This is a genomic window from Sphingobacterium daejeonense (genome assembly GCF_901472535.1).
Taxonomy (GTDB): domain Bacteria; phylum Bacteroidota; class Bacteroidia; order Sphingobacteriales; family Sphingobacteriaceae; genus Sphingobacterium; species Sphingobacterium daejeonense.
On the sequence record NZ_LR590470.1, the window covers coordinates 3293099 to 3308747 of the forward strand.

The 15649-nt window shown below is 40.6% G+C and carries 15 protein-coding genes and 1 pseudogene; 11 read left to right on the forward strand and 5 right to left on the reverse strand.

Annotation, left to right across the window (positions count from 1 at the left end; all coding sequences use genetic code 11):
• Nucleotides 1-11 precede the first annotated feature (11 nt).
• Genes FGL31_RS15970 through pdxH form a run of 3 tightly spaced genes read right to left on the reverse strand, consistent with a single transcriptional unit; the run spans nt 12 to nt 2355 of the window.
• On the reverse strand, nt 12-1205 hold the full coding sequence (locus FGL31_RS15970) for an NADH-quinone oxidoreductase subunit D (protein WP_138092879.1): 1194 nt from the start codon (nt 1203-1205) through the stop codon (nt 12-14).
• A 5-nt stretch (nt 1206-1210) separates the two neighbouring features.
• Nucleotides 1211-1732: an NADH-quinone oxidoreductase subunit C gene (locus FGL31_RS15975; protein ID WP_232046831.1), complete on the reverse strand. Its 522-nt coding sequence runs from the start codon at nt 1730-1732 to the stop codon at nt 1211-1213.
• Nucleotides 1705-2355 carry a pyridoxamine 5'-phosphate oxidase gene (gene pdxH / locus FGL31_RS15980; RefSeq protein WP_138092881.1) on the reverse strand — a complete coding sequence of 217 codons (651 nt, stop codon included), beginning with the start codon at nt 2353-2355 and terminating at the stop codon, nt 1705-1707. The genes FGL31_RS15975 and pdxH overlap by 28 nt, the downstream gene beginning before the upstream one ends.
• A gap of 134 nt (nt 2356-2489) precedes the next feature.
• Between pdxH and FGL31_RS15985 the strand changes: the two genes are divergently transcribed.
• The 7 genes from FGL31_RS15985 (at nt 2490) to FGL31_RS16010 (ending at nt 8930) form a co-directional block, all read left to right on the forward strand.
• Complete coding sequence (locus tag FGL31_RS15985) at nt 2490-3056, forward strand: YqgE/AlgH family protein (RefSeq protein ID WP_138094784.1); 567 nt, start codon at nt 2490-2492, stop codon at nt 3054-3056.
• 29 nt (nt 3057-3085) lie between these two features.
• Nucleotides 3086-4345 carry a PQQ-dependent sugar dehydrogenase gene (locus tag FGL31_RS15990; protein ID WP_138092883.1) on the forward strand — a complete coding sequence of 420 codons (1260 nt, stop codon included), beginning with the start codon at nt 3086-3088 and terminating at the stop codon, nt 4343-4345.
• Nucleotides 4346-4642: 297 nt separating this feature from the next.
• Nucleotides 4643-5878, forward strand: a complete 1236-nt coding sequence (locus FGL31_RS15995) for an ROK family protein (RefSeq protein ID WP_138092885.1) — start codon at nt 4643-4645, stop codon at nt 5876-5878.
• A gap of 104 nt (nt 5879-5982) precedes the next feature.
• Complete coding sequence (locus tag FGL31_RS16000) at nt 5983-6747, forward strand: 5'-nucleotidase C-terminal domain-containing protein (protein WP_232046833.1); 765 nt, start codon at nt 5983-5985, stop codon at nt 6745-6747.
• A complete protein-coding gene (locus FGL31_RS26090; protein WP_232046834.1) occupies nt 6722-6991 on the forward strand; it encodes a twin-arginine translocation signal domain-containing protein in 270 nt (89 codons plus the stop codon). The genes FGL31_RS16000 and FGL31_RS26090 overlap by 26 nt, the downstream gene beginning before the upstream one ends.
• Nucleotides 6981-7688: a bifunctional metallophosphatase/5'-nucleotidase gene (locus tag FGL31_RS16005; protein WP_232046835.1), complete on the forward strand. Its 708-nt coding sequence runs from the start codon at nt 6981-6983 to the stop codon at nt 7686-7688. Before FGL31_RS26090 ends, FGL31_RS16005 begins: the two co-directional genes overlap by 11 nt.
• A 21-nt stretch (nt 7689-7709) precedes the next feature.
• The gene (locus tag FGL31_RS16010) at nt 7710-8930 is read left to right on the forward strand and encodes an MDR family MFS transporter (RefSeq protein ID WP_138092887.1); all 1221 of its coding nucleotides are present in this window, start codon (nt 7710-7712) and stop codon (nt 8928-8930) included.
• Here the strand turns inward: FGL31_RS16010 and recR are convergent.
• Together recR and FGL31_RS16020 are read right to left on the reverse strand one after the other, a co-directional pair.
• Nucleotides 8927-9541 carry a recombination mediator RecR gene (gene recR, locus FGL31_RS16015; protein ID WP_099372897.1) on the reverse strand — a complete coding sequence of 205 codons (615 nt, stop codon included), beginning with the start codon at nt 9539-9541 and terminating at the stop codon, nt 8927-8929. The genes FGL31_RS16010 and recR overlap by 4 nt on opposite strands.
• A gap of 97 nt (nt 9542-9638) precedes the next feature.
• Nucleotides 9639-10916, reverse strand: a complete 1278-nt coding sequence (locus FGL31_RS16020) for a Gfo/Idh/MocA family protein (protein ID WP_138092889.1) — start codon at nt 10914-10916, stop codon at nt 9639-9641.
• Nucleotides 10917-11127: 211 nt separating this feature from the next.
• Here FGL31_RS16020 and FGL31_RS16025 point away from each other — a divergent pair.
• From FGL31_RS16025 to FGL31_RS16040, 4 genes and pseudogenes are all read left to right on the forward strand, one after another.
• Nucleotides 11128-11831, forward strand: a pseudogene (locus FGL31_RS16025) (LOG family protein).
• 1175 nt (nt 11832-13006) lie between these two features.
• On the forward strand, nt 13007-13222 hold the full coding sequence (locus FGL31_RS16030) for a hypothetical protein (RefSeq protein ID WP_138092891.1): 216 nt from the start codon (nt 13007-13009) through the stop codon (nt 13220-13222).
• Nucleotides 13198-13482: a PIN domain-containing protein gene (locus FGL31_RS16035; RefSeq protein ID WP_138092893.1), complete on the forward strand. Its 285-nt coding sequence runs from the start codon at nt 13198-13200 to the stop codon at nt 13480-13482. Before FGL31_RS16030 ends, FGL31_RS16035 begins: the two co-directional genes overlap by 25 nt.
• A gap of 370 nt (nt 13483-13852) precedes the next feature.
• Nucleotides 13853-15178 carry an IS4 family transposase gene (locus tag FGL31_RS16040; protein WP_138092895.1) on the forward strand — a complete coding sequence of 442 codons (1326 nt, stop codon included), beginning with the start codon at nt 13853-13855 and terminating at the stop codon, nt 15176-15178.
• The last annotated feature ends 471 nt before the right edge of the window (nt 15179-15649 follow it).

Below are 15649 nucleotides of genomic sequence, written 5' to 3' on the forward strand. Positions count from 1 at the left end.
GCGTGTTTAAATCAACGGTCGACTTCACCAAGCACAATATCGATAGATCCTAATATAGCAATCAGGTCAGCGATCAAGACTCCTTTTCCTAATTCGGGAAGGACAGACAAATTGTTATAGCTTGGCCCTCTTGCTTTTACACGTCTTGGGATATCAGTTTTGTCCTGCGTTACGAAATAAAAGCCTAGCTCTCCTTTTGGATTTTCTGCCCTTACGTAATATTCTTGTGCCTTTAAGTTTACTTTCTTGGGAACCATTCCACGCGGGTCAAAATCAGGTGTTCTCTTAAAATCTTGCATCAATCTCGGCAAACACTGTTCAATAATTTTGACAGATTCTTTAATTTCATCTACCCGAACTTTATATCTGTCCCAACAATCCCCTTTTGTCCCCATCTCACCTTTTCCAACAGGGATTTCAAAGTCCAATTCTGGATAGACGGAATACCCATCCACGCGGCGCAAATCCCATTTAATGCCTGAACCTCTCAGCATAGGTCCCGAACAGCCATAATTGATAGCTACATCAGCTGGCAATACTCCAATATTAGCTGTACGTTGGATAAATATTTGGTTGTTCGACAATAGCTCATCCAGCTCTACCAATTTAGGTTTAAAATATGCAATGAATTCCTGACAGCGTTCTTCAAAATTAACGGGTATATCATAAAAAAGACCTCCGACCCAAATGTAATTGTAAAGCATTCGAGACCCTGACGCCCATTCCAACATATTCATAATATGTTCGCGATCCCTAAAACACCACATAAAAGGCGTAAAGGCACCAATATCAATCCCATAAGTACCGACGGCTATTAAGTGAGATGCTATCCTATTTAACTCGGTTACCAAAACCCTGATGTATTCTATCCGCTTAGGAAGTTTATCTTGAATACCAAGCATTCTTTCTACCCCCATGACGAATGCATGCGCATTGTTCATCGAAGCCAGATAATCCAATCTATCGGTAAATGGGATGGTCTTTCCATAATTCATGGATTCAGCATGTTTGTCAAAACAACGGTGAAGGTAACCCACATGGGGAATGATTTCCTTAACGATTTCCCCATCAGTTATCAGCTCCAGCCTTAATACACCATGAGTAGAAGGATGCTGGGGGCCCATATTGATGACCATCTCTTGGGAAGAAACAGCATTTATTCTATCTAGATAATTTTTATTTGCTTGTTGATATCGCTCGTTCATGCTTCTTATTTCACCGGAATGTTATGATATGTTTCTGGATCTTGATAGTCTTTTCTCAATGGATACCCTACCCAATCTTCTGGCATTAGGATTCTTCTCAAATCGGGATGATCTGTAAAAAATATTCCCATCAGATCAAAGGCTTCACGTTCATGCCAGTCTGCGGTTCTCCAGATTTCACAAACTGAGGGTACCTCAGGTAGAGAATCCAGCTCCCTGCTGCTTTCAACTTTAACCTTCAAGGTCAATTGTTTTTGATAAGGAATAGAAGTAAGGTTATAAACAACTTCAAAATAGTGTTCTGGAAAATAATCTACCGCAGTTATATTGGCCAAAAAATCGAAATAATACTTTTGGTCATCACGAAGGAAGTAACATAGCTTCTTTAAATAGCTGGGATCAATATATAATGCAGATTGAAGGCCAATTTCCTGAACTTCCAGTACAACTTTGGGATTTATATGTTCTTCAATATCTTTTATCAATTGCTGTATCATCACTATGGTGCTAGACGGTTTATGGTCCATTGACCATTTTCATTGTTATAAACTATCCTATCATGCAGTCTGCTACTTCTTCCCTGCCAAAACTCAACTCTTACAGGCTTCAACAGGAAGCCACCCCAGAATTCCGGCCTTGGTACCTCCTTGCCTTCCATTTCTTGTTCGACTTCTGCCACTCGGCTTTCAAGTGCCTCCCGGTCAGCAATGATAGAGCTTTGTGGAGATGCTATCGCACCGATTTGACTGCCACGAGGACGAGTTGCAAAATACTCATCAGAATCGGAATTCGGCAGTTTTTCAACATCGGCCTCAAATCGAACTTGACGTTGCAATTCTGGCCAAAAAAACAAAGCCGATACATGTGGGTTTTGAATAATCTCCTGCCCTTTCCTACTATTATAATTTGTAAAGAAACTAATGCCATCAGCTTTTATATCCTTCATTAGTACAACCCTAGAAGATGGACGTCCATTTTCTGCTACCGTGGACAGCACCATAGCCGTTGGTTCAGTGACTTGCGAAGTCATTGCTTCGGCAAACCATTTCTTAAACTGATCTATAGGATTCTGAAGTACATCGGATTCGCTCAGGCTGCTTTTAGCATAGTCTTCACGAATGGCAGCGATTTCTTTGTGTTCAATGGACATGGCTAAGGATATTTCCTACAAACTTAACATAATATCCATTTTTTATAGAAACTGAAATGAAAAATTATTGCTATTTTACAGTAGAATAATAAGGATATTCTATAAATTTGGTATTAAACACATCTATTCCTGTTATGTTCAACGAATATATTCCAAAACGAGGCAGTCTTATTTTATCCGAGCCGTTCATGCTGGATCAGAATTTCGAGCGTTCGGTTATTCTATTGTGCGAGCATGATGAAAACGATGGAACTGTAGGGCTGATCTTAAATCACCGTTCTATGCTCCTTTTATCAGATGTTATTGAAGATGTTGATAATTCGGAGATGCCATTGTATTTTGGTGGTCCGGTAGAAGGCAATGCTCTATTTTTCGTGCACAAAGCCTATGAAAAGTTACAGAGTGGTACACATATTGTCGATGACCTTTACTGGGGTGGAGATTTTGACAAATTAAAATACCTGATCAACGAAAACTTGATAAGTTCTGAGGAGGTTAAAATATTCTTGGGCTATTCAGGATGGAGTCCTGGTCAATTGGATGAAGAAATCAAACAGAACTCTTGGGCTGTTCACAATTCATTCAATATCGACTTGGCTTTTATTACCGATGGGGAGAACCTTTGGAAGGAAGCTTTGATCAGTATGGGCCCCAAATATGCTCATGTTGCTAATTTTCCAAAAAGGCCTGAGTTCAACTAATGAAAAAAATAAATTAAACATAAACCAACATGAAGAAACACTTTTCAAACGTATTGTTTTTTGCAGCTGCTACTGCTTTTATCTCATGTTCTGGGGCGAATTCTAATGGTCACGAGCCATCAGACTCAACAGCGACCAGCCAAGATACCACGAAGTATCCACCTGTAGAAACAAAACCGGGAAATACAAATTACAAACCTGCATTTGAAGGTCAAACTAGGATTGCAGGAGTAAAGACTACGACTCCTTATGAAGGACAAGTAGTTGTTGAAGGATTGAAATCTCCTTGGGGAATTGCTGAACTTCCTGACGGAAGATTACTGATCACAGAAAAAGAAGGAACCATGCGCATTGTGGATCCTACTGCAAAATCTACAAGTGAAGCCATTACGGGTATTCCAAAAGTAGACGCACAAGGACAAGGTGGTCTTTTGGGATTAACATTAGATCCTGATTTTGCAAGCAACAGGATGGTATATTGGGTATTCTCAGAACCAGTTTCTGGCGGAAACCACACCGCAGTGGCAAAAGGAAAATTGTCTGAAGACGAAAAAAGTATCGAGGGTGCTACTGTCATCTATCAAGCATTGCCGACTTACAATGGCAAACTACATTATGGGGGTAGAATTTTGTTCGGCAAAGATGGGAACATCTTCGTTTCAACTGGAGAACGCTCGGACCTAGAAACAAGGCCACAGGCACAACAACTGAACTCTGCATTGGGTAAAATCGTACGCATCACAAAAGACGGTAAACCGGCGGCAGGAAATCCTTTTGAAGGGCAAGCAGATGCTAAGCCAGAAATTTATTCTTATGGTCACCGCAATGTTCAGGGATTAGCCTTTGATCCTGTTACAGGTGAACTGTGGGATTCAGAGTTCGGACCACGCGGTGGTGATGAGATCAACTTGGTGAAACCAGGCAAAAACTATGGATGGCCAACCATTACTTATGGTATTGAATATAGTGGTGGCGAAATTGGGAACCCTCCTATCCAACAAAAAGATGGATTGGAGCAACCCGTTTATTATTGGGACCCTGTATTGTCGCCAGGTGGTATGACTTTCTATACAGGATCGAATGTACCAGAATGGCAAAACAACCTATTTATTGGCGGGTTGAGCAGCACACATATTGCCAGACTGGTAATTAAAGATAATAAAGTCGTTGGTGAAGAAAGATTATTGGCCGACAAGGGTGAGCGTTTCAGAGACGTAATCCAAGGTAAAAATGGCGCTCTTTATTCTGTTACCGATGGTGGTAAACTTTACAAAGTAGACAAAAAGTAAAAAATCCTTAAGAGGAAAATATATTTTGAGCATCCTTAGCTTTTGGCTAAGGATGCTTTTTTGTTTACGACATTTTCGAAGTTGTTTTTCAATAAAATTATCTGAACAAATAATTTTAATATAAAAAATTAATATTTTACATAAGTTTCGCTTAATATTTAATTTGAATATTAATATTTTTATTTATTTTAGATTTCAATTTAAATATTTATTCAATAGTTTATTTTTTCGTATTAAATCTTAATTGATTATAAGGTTTAACGGCAAAAATTAACCAAGAGATCTTATAATCCGAGCATGAAATTTATTGAAAAGCTTTTAGGAAGTCCAACAGGTTTATCTAAAAAAACGACCAAGTCTGCAAAGAAAAAGTTTCACCTATTAAAGGCTGTCTATGAGATGGATAAGGCATCTGTAAACGACCTTATGAAACGCCTAGCCTTAAGTTTCCCTACTCTGAACACTTTAATGGTGGATTTGGTGGAAAGAAAATATCTGATTCAGCATGAGCGTGGGGAGTCACTCGGTGGAAGAAAACCTAATTTATACCAGCTCAATGATAATCTCTTCAAAGTGTTGACCATTGAAATCAACAGAAAATCAATCTTGATTGCCATGCTTGATAATAATTGCAATATACTTAATGAACCCCAAACCTATCAATTTGAGATATCAACAGATTTAAGCGAACTGCCTGCGTTCTTAATTATCGTAAGAAGATATCTTAAGGAGCATAAATTGGATTTAGATCTTATTACGGGCATCAGTATTTCTATGCCGGGCTTAGTGGAGCGAAACAGCGGTGAGAATTACACGTATTTCTATGAAGCTGGTTTCAACTTAGAGAAGCATATTGAGCATGAGTTCAACAAAAAAACGATTATTGTTAATGATGCGAAGGCTGCAACATTGGCGGAACAGGCTTATGGCAAACTGAAACACAGAAAAGATGCTTTGGTCATCCGTTTAGATTGGGGCATCTCTTTAGGAATTGTTGCCAATGGAGAGATCTATATGGGCAAGGACGGTTTTTCAGGAGAAATGGGACATATTAGTTTTGTAAATGAGGGTGAATTATGTTATTGTGGGAAGCGAGGATGTTTGGAGACCTTGGTATCTGGTACTGCCTTAGTCAATAAAGCAACTAAAGATATTGAGCTTGGTATTCCTACCCTAATCAACAGCAAATTTGGTGACAAGCCCTTAACCCCTGATCATATTATTCAGTCTGCCTTGGATGGCGATCAATATGCAATTCAATTAATTTCGGAGCTAGGGAGCAAATTAGGCCGTGCTATTTCCTTATTTATGCAGGTTTTTAATCCAGAGACCATTGTCCTTTCCGGCAGCTTCGCTAGATCTTCCATGCTGATGATCACACCCATTCAGCAACAGATCCAAACTTATTCCATGAGCAAAATATCATCAGGCTGCAGCTTGCAGGTTTCTACTATGGGACCAAACGGTCAATTGTATGCCTTGAGCAGGCATTTCGTAAACAGTTATTTTGAGGAAAGAATCGGGAAAAATTAATTTAAAATTACCTAAAGATTAATCTTTAGCAAATCGTTTTATTTATCGTGGAAATGCTTTTGGATTCAGGGCAATCTTAATACCTTTGCGTATAATTTCATGATATGAGTACACAGCTATCGAAGCATAGTTTCCTTTTAGGGATAACTTTGCTTTTGGTCTTCGGCTCCTGCAAGACCACTTATTACCAATCTGCTGTAACGAACAAACAAATGCTGGAAATCAACAATAAGGTTCCAGAAGATACAGCAATCCGTAATTATATTTTGCCATATAAGAATCAACTTGAAGATAAGATGAACGAGGTGTTGGGATATGCTCCTGAAGCTTTGATCAAAAACCGTAATCTTCCAGAATCTCAATTGAGTAATTTCTTCGCAGATGCTCTTTTGGCCATCGGTAGAAAAGTAGACCCTGAGGTTTCTTTTTCCTTGGCAACCAAAGATGGGATCCGTGCAGGAATAAAACAGGGTGATGTGACAGTGGGATCGATTTTCGAAGTAATGCCATTCGAAAATTATATCACTATTCTTGAACTAAAGGGCACAGACGTGCAGGTATTGGCAGATTTTATTGCTGAGACCAATGGTCAGCCTGTGGGAAATGTTGTGACGCAAATAAAAGACAAGAAATTGCTGAGTTTCAAGATTGGAGGTCAAGATATTGACCCCAATAAAACATATAAACTGGCTACATATGACTTCATCGCCAACGGCGGCGATTTGGTAAGAGGAATTGGCAATCCTATAAGTCGGGTTACGACTTCTGAACGTGTTCGTGAAGGTCTGATAGCATATGTACAGCAATTAACAAAAGAAGGTAAAAAAGTAGAAGCAAAATTAGATGGAAGAGTTAAAATCATTGAATAGAAGAAGCTTTATAAAGAGCTTGGCAGCGATTGGTGCTACGGCTACCCTTAGCTCCATTCCATTTACTGGATATAGCAAATCCAAAGAAGTAAAGATTACTTTTTTGCATACGAATGATGTCCATAGCAGGATCGAGCCCTACCCTATGGATGGTTCTAGACTTCAAGGTTTGGGAGGTGTGGCACGGCGAAGCACATTGATACAGAAAATAAGGTCTGAGGAAAAGAACGTTTTTGCTTTTTGATGCTGGCGACATGTTTCAAGGAACTCCATATTTCAATGTTTTTGATGGGCAGGTTGAACTCGAGCTCATGTCAAAACTAGGCTATGATGCAGGAACATTTGGAAACCATGAATTTGACAATGGATTGCCTGGTTTATTAAAACACTTTGACAAGGCTAATTTTCCATTTGTAACTTCTAACTATGATTTTACAGGTACTATTATGGAAGGCAAGACCAAGGATCACTTGATCTTTGAACGCGATGGTGTCAGAATTGGCGTTTTTGGAGTTGGTGTTGACCTAAATGGAATGGTAGACCCAAGAAGTTATCAAGGCGTAAAAATCACAGACCCTATAGAAACTGCTGCCAAGTATACCGAAAAGCTAAAGAAAGAACTAAAATGTGATTTAATCATCTGTCTTTCTCATATTGGTTATTCATATGACACGAACAAAGTATCAGATCTATTATTGGCGAAAAACTCCAGGAATATCGATCTAATTATTGGTGGGCATACCCACACATTCTTAGAAAAACCTACAGAGGTAAAAAACCTGGACAATGAAATAACACTTGTCAACCAAACTGGATTTTCTGGGGTTAACCTTGGAAGAATCGACTTTATCCTTGACAAAAAAAGAGGGACTAAAAAAAGCATTGCTACGACTTACCGCATTGACAATAGTTTAGATAAGGAAAAAATGCTAACGGCTTAAACCGAAAAATTTTAAGAGATATTGAAAGCACTATTACGACTTTATATTAATTCATATAAGGGATTATCACCTGCCGCTTGGCTATTGGCATTGGTTATGCTGATCAACCGTGCTGGTTCTATGGTAATTCCGTTTTTGGGGATTTATATGTCTTCAGAACTGGGTTTCAGCAAAACTCAGATTGGATTGGTATTGGGTTGTTTTGGTTTGGGATCGGTATGTGGATCATGGCTGGGAGGTTGGCTGACGGATAAATTCGGGAATTTTAAGGTTCAAACATGGAGTTTGATCATGGTTATTCCCTTATTTTTGGTTCTCCCACAATTTAGGACTTTTGAGGGATTGGCCATGATGATTTTCATTTTGACGCTTGTGGCGGATATATTCCGTCCTGCCAATTCTGTATCTGTTGCCCGATATGCAAAGCCTGAAAATATTACAAGAGCATATTCGTTAAGTCGGATGGCTGTGAACTTAGGGTTTTCGATTGGTCCTGCTTTGGGAGGTTTCTTGGCGAAATTTTCTTATAACTGGATCTTCTATGGTAACGCAATAGCTGCTGCATGCGCTGCGATAGTCTTTATTTATTTCTTCAGAAACAGGAAAGCCCGGACTGAAGTGGGTCAAATAAAACCTTCAGACCAACAGACTGACGACAAACCGGTAAGGAATGCCTATACAGATGGATTATTTATAGTTTTTAATGTGCTATGTTGTTTATTTTCCATGGCATTTTTCCAGTTGTTGAGCACACTTCCTCTTTATTACAAGGAAGTACATCTATTGCACTCCGATCAAATTGGATTATTATTGGGATTCAGTGGATTGGTTATTGTTTTATTTGAGATGGTGTTGGTTCATGTTGTTGAGCATCGGTTTTCTGTTCGGCAGATTATGCTTTGGGGCACAGCGATATCTGGAATGTCCTATCTGATGCTTACGGGCAACTTTGGCATCGCTTGGCTGTTTCTTGCTATGTTTTTCCTTTCCACGGGCGAGATGCTGACACTTCCCTTTACGGCAACCGTAGCAATCAGCAGAGCAAGCAGAAGCAATCAAGGCGCATATATGGGTTTTAATTCACTGGCATTTGCAGCGGCCAATATTTTCTCACCTTTCTTAGGTACATACACCGCTGAACATTATGGTTATAATACGCTATGGACGGCAGCCGGATTGATTCTAATATTATGCGGTATCGGTTTCTATTGGATTATTTCAAAAATGAAAACAGAAAATTAACCCACATTACGTTCGTAAGGAACTCTAGTTGCAATCGATCTACCTAAAGTAATTTCATCAACATATTCCAATTCACCCCCAAAGGCAATACCACGCGCAATGGTACTGATCTGAACATTGAATTCTTTCAGTTTTCTGTAGAGGTAAAAGATGGTTGTATCACCTTCCATAGTGGCGCTTAGGGCCAAAATCACTTCTTGGACCTGACCTGTACGAACCCGTTCTATTAACCCTTCAATTTTTAGGTCCGCTGGCCCAATTCCTTCCATTGGAGAAATCAATCCTCCTAATACATGATATACACCGCTATACTGATTGGTATTTTCGATGGCCATAACATCTCGGGTGTCCTCAACCACACAAATCAACCCTTTATCTCTTTTTATCGAAGCACAGATTTCACATTGTTCCAAATCTGAAATATTAAAGCAAGTACGGCAAAATTTGATATCACGCTTTAACCGATCCAAGGATTCTGTAAACCTGCTGACCTCCGCATCGGGTTGTTTCAAAAGATGCAATACCAATCGTAAAGCTGTCTTCTTGCCCACACCCGGAAGTTTACCGAATTCCTCTACTGCTTGCTCCAATAGTTTTGATGAAAAGTTCATTCTTCAAAATTACGAAAATAATGAGCAAAATAATACGCCAGAATTCTTTCGAATATCTGGCGCATCGGTTTATGAAACAAATCTATGTGTGCCTAAGTTAAAAATCGAGATAATCCCATTTTCCACGGTATACCCTCCCTTTGAGGTTGTTGGCAAATGGATTATCAAATACTTCTTTTTTTGGATCCCATTTTATAGGTTTCTGAATCTGGTACGCAATATTTGCGGCATTGCAGACTGTTGCTGTTCTATGCCCGATTTCTACATCGCAGATAGGCTTCGAACGTTTTTTGATGGCGTCCACAAAATCCTTATAATGATTCTCGGAGTAATATACTTTTCTGTCTTTTTCTGCTATTTCAAGTTTCGGAAGATTATCTTTATCAGATCTGAGGAACTCGCGTGACACTTCAATCTTACCTTCGGTACCCAAGAATTGAATTGCATTTCCAGCACCCCAGTTTTTATGGTGAACATTCACCCCATTCTTATAAGTGAAATATAGTCCTTCTTTGGCTTGAGGTATGTCAGGAGGCGTAAAAGACACTGGTCCTGAATGATCCATCCCTAATGCCCATTGTACAATATCAAACATATGAGCACCCCAATCTGTGATATAACCGCCACCAAAACCATGGTACAATCTCCACATAGCCCATTCTGGTGCTCCGATTGGCGGACAAAGTACTGGACTAAATCCCCTATATAAGGAAGGTCCTATCCAGAAGTCCCAATCAATATGTGCAGGTGTTGGCAATGAAGGTAGATCACACTCCTTTACCGGCTCACCAACGGATACATTTACTTCCTTAATGTCTCCTATATAACCATTGCGAATCAAATCGGCTGCTTGTCGGAAATTGTATTGCGAACGCTGCATGCTACCAGTCTGCAATACTCTTTTGTATTTTCTTACAGCATTGACCATGGCTCTTCCCTCGTCTATCGTCAAAGCCAACGGTTTTTCACAATAAATGTCCTTTCCAGCTTTTGCTGCATCGATAACATGCATGGCATGCCAATGGTCAGGCGAAGCAATTACAACCGCATCAATATCCTTTCTAGCCAAAAGATCCCGATAATTGCCGTATCCCTCCACTTGATGTCCTGATTTGGCAGCATTCAATTTATTGGCATCACCAATAAATTTGTTGAGTTTGGTACTGTCAACATCTGCAGCTGCGAGCACCATTGTTTCAGGCAATTTCATCAGTCCGTTCAATAAAGTCGGAACCTGCTTGCCCACACCGATATAACCCAGGTTTATCCTGTCACTTGGAGCCAGAAACCCATTTCCTCCAAGGACATGCCTTGGCAAGATGGTAATGGCAGCTGCACCTAATGCGGTTTTAGCAATAAAACTCCGTCTATTCATTTTCGGTTTATGAAATTTACAGCAGTAAATAGGTTTACGTTGTTTAAATTTATAAAAACAGTTTATTCTTTCAAAATTTTATTGAAAAAATTATTGAATTTTATGAAAATCACAACAATAAACATCCTTTCGATAATTTTAATTTAAAATCCTATATTACATCGAAAACAGCAGGAATATGACCTGCAAGCAATAAAATTAATTGAGCCGTATGGTTAAAGATGATAAAATCAGAAATTCATTTGCCAACAAAACTTGGCAAGAAATAAAAGTAAAGACTCCTGGCAGATTTTTAAGATCATGTCAGAATTTGTTGATGGCTTTGAGAAGTTAGCTAAGATTGGTCCCTGTGTTTCGATCTTTGGCTCTGCCAGGACACCCGATGAGCACAAATATTATGAGATGACTGTTGAGATTGCGAGGCTCCTAGCGGACCGCGGGTACGGTGTTATTTCAGGCGGTGGCCCAGGAATCATGGAAGCAGCAAATAAAGGTGCTTATAATGCCGGTGGGAAATCCGTAGGACTGAATATTGAATTACCATTTGAACAGTTCCATAACAAGTATATCGACAGAGATAAACTTTTGGAGTTCAACTATTTCTTCGTTCGAAAAGTAATGTTCATGAAATACTCCCAGGGATATATCGTCCTTCCAGGTGGTTTCGGGACTATGGACGAACTGTTTGAAGCAATTACACTAATCCAAACGGGTAAGATCGCCCGCTTCCCTATTGTATTGGTAGGTTCTGAATACTGGAACGGTCTTTTCGACTGGATCAAAAACACCATGCTCGGCAATAAATATATCAGCGAAGAAGATCTTAATCTCTATAGAATGGTCGACAGCGCCGAAGAAGCTACCGAACATATCTTTAGATTCTATGATAAGTATCTGTTGAAACCTAACTTTTAGCAGGATTGACAGAATTTACAGAATTAACAGAATTCAGCAGGATTGAGCAGGATTAACAGAATTAACAGGATTCAGCAGGATTGAGCAGGATTGAGCAGGATTGAGCAGGATTAACAGGATTGAACAGAATAAAAAGAATTTACTGAATTTACTGAATTATTGTATGGCAGCCGATGGCTGAGTATCATTGCCGTGATTGACCATAGCCGCCATTCAACTACAGAAAACGAAGCCGAAACAAGGAGTCGAACCCCAGGAAACGAAGCTCGGGGAACACTGTTAACCAACCGGTGGCTGAGCGGAGCCGAAGCCCAGGAAACGAAGCTCAGGGAACACTTTTAACCGGTGGCGGAGCGGAGTCGAAGCCCAGGAAACGAAGCCCACGGACCGAAGCTCAGGGAACACTGTTAACCAACCGGTGGCTGAGCGGAGCCGAAGCCCAGGAAACGAAGCCCAGGAAATGAAGCTCGGGGAACACTTTTAAACAACCGGTGGCTGAGCGGAGCCGAAGCCCAGGAAACGAAGCCTAAGGCCGAAGCTTATGGACCACCTTTAACCAATACTCACACCCGTGGCTGGTGTCCCCACCAGCCACTCAAAATATGCAAATGTCATTTTACCCTGTAGGGGTGCAACTATTATAGAAACGATCAAGCTGCTCCATCCAACCCTGTAGGGGTGTAACTATTATAGAAATGATTAATACCACGAAACGCAACCCTGTAGGGGTGCAACTATTATAAAAAAGGACATAAGGCGCCGTCCAACCCTGTAGGGGCGTAACTATTATAGCGGCAGGTGGGGACACCAGCCACGGCGTACGAACCCCATGGGGGTAAAATGCCATGGGCATGAAATCTTCCTTAAATGCCGTAGGCATGCCATATCTATAGATATGATTACCACCTCAAACACTAACGCCGTAGGTGTGGCATGTTTGTTAACCCCTGAGGGTGCAACTATTCTAGAAATGATTATACCACGAAACACAACCCTGTAAGGGTGAAACTATTATAGAAAAGGACATAAGGGGCCATCCAACCCTGTAGGGGTTACACCAACCACGGCATTGTGTAATAATGATACATATCTCAGTGGTCGCGTTGGTTTGTTAAAACCAATATATACCAATAATTTTAAGTAATATTTTATTATATGTTTATATGTTTAACACAATGGAAACTTTATTAATACAGATCAATAATAAAAAGGCATATGAAATTCTTAAAAATTTAGAAGAATTAAATGTTATTAAAGTATTGAATAAGGATATTTCTAAAAGATATTTCCAAAAAAAATATGCTGGAAAATTGCCTTCTGAATTAGCTGATAAACTTCATGAAGAAATAGAAAAAGGAAGAAAGGAATGGGAAAAACGAGGTACCTTATAGATTCAAATGCTATAATCGATTACCTTGCGAATAAAATACCTCCTAAAGGAATGCAATTCATGAATAATGTTTTGAATAACGCTCCCAGAATTTCAATAATATCAAAAATTGAAATTCTAAGTTTTAACACCTCTCCTCACTACTATAAAATTCTTACAAATTTTGTTGAAGAATTAACCCTAATCTATTTATCAGACGAAGTTGTTGATAAGTGTATTGAACTTCGAAAAAATCACAAAACAAACTACCGGATGCAATAATCGCCGCAACTTCAATTGTTCATAACTTAGATATTATTACCCGTAATAGATCTGATTTCAAAAATATCAATGGAATTAATTTAATTGATGCGCATGGAATATAATTTCTAACCATGGTCTAAATCTTCACTAACCACCGGACTCCAATTTTGATCTTTTTTGATTATGCGAATTATTGAAATATGCAACACCGATTGTTTTGTTTCACGCCTTAACACCCTTGAGCGGGCGATACTATTATAGAAAAGATCACTTTGCTCCAATCAACCCTGTAGGGCAATGTCATTAAGTTAAGAAAAAAAGAAGGCCATAAATCACGTAAATGTTTAATTTTGAATTCACTACTAAACAAATCTAAACAACCGCGTTTATGGCCGATGTAAAAATAGCACTTAAAATCGTTTCAGACCTAAAAAATTTTATTTCTATCTGTTTAACAGATCCTCTGCTGCTCAATCTTTTCAGGAATTCCAAAACCCATTTCACCCGGGACCGGAAGCTCAATTTCGAGAGATTGGTCTTGCTGATCGCCAAGATGTGCAAGCGGACCCTCTCTGTCGAACTGGAAGGTTTCTTTGGTGAGCTGGGCAAGAAGATCAGTTGCTCGGTGAGTGCCTTTTCCCAGCAGAGGAGCAAGCTGAGCCCCCTTTTCTTCCTGGTCTGGAACCGGGTGCTCTGCGAGAGCTTCCTGCGCCATGCACCGGGGGATACCAGGAGATGGATGGGCTATCGCCTGATCGCAGTTGACGGCTCCAACCTTGCCCTGGTGAACACGCCTTCCCTGCAGGCCAACTTTGGCGGCCAGAGCAACCAGAACTCGAGCTTCGTGCAGGCAAAGACCTTCTATCACTACGATGTGCTGAACGACCTGGTGACCCATGCCTGCATAGCCCCATACCGGACCAGCGAGCTGACCCTGGCCTCCCATTGGATCGAGGAACTGCCCGTGGACTCCATTGCCATCTATGACAGGTACTATTCAACGTTCAAGATGTTCGCGCTCCATAGCTGGCAGGAGAGCGAGCGCAAGTTCGTGATCAGGGCGAAGGATTCGCTAGAGTTTGTCAAGAGGTTCCTGAAGACGGGAAAGGTTTCCCAGGTCATCGAGCTTGCCCCAACCCAGGCCTCCATCAGCGGCCTGCGCCAGAGCGGGTTCGCCACGGACAGCTCAACAAGGATCCGCATACGCTTGGTCAGGGTAGAACTGCAGTCGACCACGGAGGTGATCGCGACCAACCTATGGCAGGAAGAGGGGTTTGAGAACGATATGTTCGGGGACCTGTACTTCAGGCGCTGGGGAGTGGAGACGAACATCTCCAAACTGAAGAATACCATGCAGATGGAATCCTTCAGCGGGCTGACGGTGGAATCCGTCGAGCAGGATTTCTATGCAACGGTGATGATGTCAAACCTGCATTCGATACTGATCAGGGATGCCCAGGTCCAGCTCGACCGCGATACGTCCACGAAAAAGTACCCCCAAAAGGTCAACGGGAACAAATCCTTCGGAAAATTAAAGGAAAACCTGATAGCCATCTTTTTCAAAAACAGGGAAAGGGAAATCCTCAGGGAGCTCACGGCCTATTTCCTCAAGGACACATTGCCCATTCGAAAGGGAAGATCATTCCCAAGGCAGCTTAAGACCTCGAATAAAAAGTGCAAGCACAGGACCTACACAAACTACAAACCGGCATGATAAAATCCTTAACTTAATGACATTGCCTGTAGGGGTGTAACTACTATAGAAATGATTATACAACGAAACACAACCCTGTAGGGGTGTAACTATTATAGAGGTAGGTGGGGATACCTGCTACGGCGTAAAACCCCATGGGGATAAAATGCCATGGGCATGCAATCTTCCTTAAATGCCATCGGCATGAAATATCTATAGAAATGAAAATCACCTCAAACACCAACGCCGTAGGTGTGGCTTGTTTGTTAAATTCCTGCTATAATAGTGACATCCCGATGGGATTGTGCTATTGTCGAAAATGAATTAACCCATCCAACCCTGTAGGGGTGGCACTATTATAGCGACAAAATAGTTTCCAGAGCTAAAGCTCTGGAATGACAAGTTCTTTTTTTTAAAGGGGGCGATTTTTGGGTCATTCCTTATCGCAAGATAAGGAGACTGTTTTTGTGAATTAGACATAAGACATTTCAA